The sequence below is a fragment of the Streptomyces sp. NPDC059456 genome, from assembly GCF_042750055.1.
In the GTDB taxonomy this organism is placed as follows: Bacteria; Actinomycetota; Actinomycetes; order Streptomycetales; family Streptomycetaceae; genus Streptomyces.
The window spans coordinates 1-4,029 of the sequence record NZ_JBHYVA010000279.1 but is presented as its reverse complement, the minus strand read 5'-3'; the positions used below and the strand labels follow the sequence as shown (position 1 = coordinate 4,029).

Here is a 4,029-nt window from a genome sequence, read left to right as displayed (position 1 = left end):
TTTCCACCACACCACCCGCCGTCACCCCCCGCAGCCGTTTCCCCACAGTCGACTGAATTCTGCGTCACAATCCGTGTCCACTCGGCACCCGACCTCGTATTGTCGCCTCTCACAGGAGAGGCACAGAGTGGCGACCGAGAGGCTGGTGGCTGTGCGTGGTGGCGGCGACGGGGAACGCTGACACGACCGTCGGGCACGGTGAACTGATCAAGGCGGTCGAACGCGCGCTGACCACGCACGGGAGGGCGCTGCTCACCGGACCCGCCGGCGCGGGCAAGACCGAGGCGCTCGCCACGGTCGCGGCCGCGGCCTCGGCCCGCCACGAGACCGTGCTCCGCCTCGCCCCCGAAGCCGCGGACCAGTGGATTCCGGAAGCCTCCGCCGCGGCACTCCTCGCCTCTGTCCCCGGCGCCGCGCTGGAGCGGCTCTCCGGACCCCAGCGCACCGCCATCGCCCTGCTGCGCCGCGAGACCGACGCGCCCCGCGCCGGCCGCGACCACGTCGCGCTGCGCCTCGCCGTCGTCGAGGTGCTCCGCACCCTCGCCGCCGCCAGCCCCGTCCTGCTCGTCCTCGACAACGCCCAGTGGCTGGACGCCGAAAGCACCGATCTGCTCCGGTTCGCCCTGCGGCTCACCCCGCCCCGCGTGCGGGTCCTCGTCGCCGAATGCGTGCAGGGCGGAGCCCCCGTCGGCGGCCCCCTGTGCGGCCCCGGCACCCCCGCCATCCGCGTCCCCGCGCTCGGCGCCGACGAGATAGCCGAACTCCTCGCCCGCCACGGCCTGCCCGCCCGCCTCGCCGGCCGCATCCACCAGGCCAGCGGCGGAAACCCCCGCCTCGCGCTCGCCCTCGGCCACTCCCTCGCCGAAGCCGCCGAGGCCCGCGACGCCAGCGCCCACCACGCCGACCCGCTGCCCCTGTCCGGCCAGGCCCGCGAAGTCGCCCGCCGGCTCCTCGCCGAAGCCCCGGCCCAGGCCCGCCGCACCCTGCTCCTCGCCGCCCTCGCGGCCCGCCCGACAACCGCCCTGCTGCGCCGGGCCGGCCGCCCCGACGCCGAAGCCGAACTCGCCGAAGCGGAACGGGCCGCGCTCGTCACCGTCGGGGAGGACGGCGCGGTCACCTTCACCGCCGGCGCGCTTCCCATGGCCCTGGCCGCCGACGCCCGCTGGCCCGAGCGCGCCGCCGGGCACGCCGCGCTCGCCACCGCCGTCGACGACCCCGTACAGGCCGTGCGCCACCGGGCCCTGGCCGTGGACGCCCCCGACGAGTGGCTCGCCGCCGAGATCACCGAGGCCGCCGCGTCCTGCCGGCGGCGCGGCCAGCGCGCCCTGGCCGCCGAACTCGGCCTGCTCGCCGCCGAACGGACGCCGAGCAACCGGGCCGGGGACGAACTGTCCCGCCTCGTCGCCGCGGCCGAGGACGCCGGCTGGGCCGGCCGCGCCGACCTCGCCCGCCGCGCCACCCGCGCCGTACTGGCCCGCGACGCCTCGCCCGCCGACCGGGTACGGGCCCGCCTCGCCGTGATCGACGCCGCCGGACAGGCCCTCGCCGACCTCGACGAGACCTTCGCGTACGCCATGGACGACGCCGCCGCCGACCCCGCCCTCCGGGCCGCCGTACAGCTGCGGATCGCCACGAAGTACAACCTCAGCGACGGCGACCCCGTCCGCTCCCGCGACGCCGCCGCCGAGGCCGGCCGGCTCGCCGCCCTGGGCGGCGACCAGGTCGCCGAGGCCATGGCACTGACCGTCCGGGCCCGGATGGGCCGCATCCTCGGGGACCCGGACGCCGAGGATATCCTCGCCGAGGCCCTGGCGCTGCCCGCCCCCGAGGTGCCGCTCGGCATGCGCAACGCGCCGCAGTACCTCGCCGTGCGGCACGCCCTGTTCGACGACCGCCTCGCCGACGCCCGCCGCCAGCTGCTCGTCCTGCTCCCGGCCGTCCGGCGCACGGGGTCCGCCGAGGACGTCTTCGAGGTCCTGCGCAGCCTCACCGAGGTGGAACTGCGGCGCGGCCGCTGCGCGATCGCGTCCGCGCACGCCCGCCGCGCCCTCGAGCTGACCATCGAGGCGGGCCTCTCGCCGGGCCCCGCCTGGTACGCCGCCGCGATGGCCGAGGCCATGGGCGGAAGCTTCGCGCGCGCCGCCGCGTACGCCCGGCGCGGCATCCAGGCCTCCGAGGAGGAACGCGACCAGGTGTTCCTCTCGCGCAGCCTGTACGCGCTGGGCCTGACCGAACTCGCGACGGGGGAGGCCGCCGCGGCCGTGGCCACCCTGCGCCGCGTGGCCGAACTGGAGGAGGCCCAGCAGGTCGTCGACCCCTCGGTCCTGCGCTGGCACGGGGAGCTGGCCGAGGCGCTGGTGGCCGCGGACGCGCCGGACGAGGCCGCCGAGCTGCTCGCCGCCGTCCGTACGGTCGCCGTTCGCCTGGGGCGCACCGCGGTGCTCCCCGCACTCGACCGGGCCCGCGGCCTGTGCCTGTCCGCGCAGGGCGACGCCGACGCCGCCGTGGACCTGCTGGCGGCCACGGCGGACCGGTTCGCCGCCCTCCAGCTCCCGCTGGAACGCGGCCGGACGCTGCTCGCCCTGGCCCGGGTGGAGCGCCGCCGGCGCCGGCGCGCGCCCGCGCGCGCCGCGCTGGGGGCCGCCGCCGAGGTGTTCGCCGCGGCCGGCGCGAAACCCTGGGCCGGACTCGCCGAGGAGAACCGGGAGCACGCCCCGGCCGCGGCCGCCGGCGGGGCGGCCGTGGTCCTCGCGGCCCTGACCGAGGCGGAGACCCGGCTCGCCCTGCTCGTCGCCGAGGGCGCCAGCAACCAGGAGGCAGCCGCGAAGCTGTTCGTCAGCGTCAAGACGGTCGAGGCCCGGCTGACCCGGATCTACCAGAAGCTCCGCGTCCGCTCCCGGGCCCAGCTGGCCACCACCCTGCGCACCCCGTGAGGGAGCGCCGGGCGGTGGCCCGGCCGGTCAGCAGCCGAGGTTGCTGCCCGGGGTGACGCCCAGGATCTGCGTGAAGCTCTGGTAGGCGTTCACCCGGCTCTGGACCTGGGCGGGGTTGCCGCCGTTGCACTCCAGGGACCCGTTGATGGACCGGATCGTCTCTCCGAACCCGGCGCCGTTGACCATGGCGGCGTGGGCGGTCATCGTGCCGGGGCCGTTCTGGGTGTTCCAGTACCACAGGGCGGTCTTCATGGCGACGGCCGGATCCTGCTCCACGAGGTACGGGTTGGCGAGCAGGTTGATGCCGAGGGCGTCGCCGGCCGCCTTGTAGTTGAAGTTCCAGCTGAGCTGGATCGGGCCGCGCCCGTAGTAGGCGGCCTGTCCGGCGGGACAGCCGTACGGCTGGCTCGCGTCGCAGTAGTGGGGGTAGTTGGCGGTGTTCTGCTCGACGATGTGGACGAGGCCGCCCGTCTCGTGCGAGACGTTCGCCAGGAAGGCGGCGGCTTCGCGTCGCTTGACGGTGTCGTCGCCGGTGTTGGCGAAGGCGGGGTACGCGGAGAGGGCCGAGACCAGCCCGTTGTACGTGTAGAAGGGGTTCCGGTTCGGGAACATCCGGTTGAACTGGGCCTCGGACACCACGAATCCGGACGGCGTGCCGGGATCCGGGTCCTGGCCGGCACCGCCGCAGGAGCCGAGGTCGGACCAGACGCCCCACTGCCCGGTGGTGCCGGGGGTCTCGCCCTGGGTCCACCACTTGGCCTGCCAGTTGTGCCCGCTGTACGAGGCGCTCATGCCGTTGGTGTAGACGGCGGACGAGGCCCACGGGGAGGCGCAGGCGGCGGCCGCGGAGGCGGGGGAGGCGGGGAGGGCGACCGCGAGGCCGATGGTGGCGGCCGCGGCGGCTGTCAGGGCGAGCGCGCGGCGGCGCAGCACACGTATCACGTAAGGGCTCCTTCAGTGGGGGGAGTTGCCGTGGGGGGCGAGTACCGCCACTGAAGCGAAACTGGTCTGGACCTGTCAAGGTCTAGACCAGCTTTCATTGCGTTCGGACAAACGGGCAGGGGGCGGGGGCGGCCGGGGGGGGGCGGGGGCGGGC

Annotated in this window: 2 protein-coding genes; one reads left to right on the top strand and one right to left on the bottom strand. The window is 76.1% G+C overall.

The window, feature by feature from the left end; genetic code table 11:
* Positions 1-155: 155 nt before the first annotated feature.
* Positions 156-2,933 (top strand): AAA family ATPase, encoded by a 2,778-nt coding sequence (locus ACFXA3_RS23155; RefSeq protein ID WP_385189540.1) that lies wholly within the window; start codon positions 156-158, stop codon positions 2,931-2,933.
* A gap of 27 nt (positions 2,934-2,960) precedes the next feature.
* Here the strand turns inward: ACFXA3_RS23155 and ACFXA3_RS23150 are convergent, their stop codons facing one another.
* On the bottom strand, positions 2,961-3,863 hold the full coding sequence (locus ACFXA3_RS23150) for a glycoside hydrolase family 19 protein (protein WP_385189544.1): 903 nt from the start codon (positions 3,861-3,863) through the stop codon (positions 2,961-2,963).
* Positions 3,864-4,029: the final 166 nt, after the last annotated feature.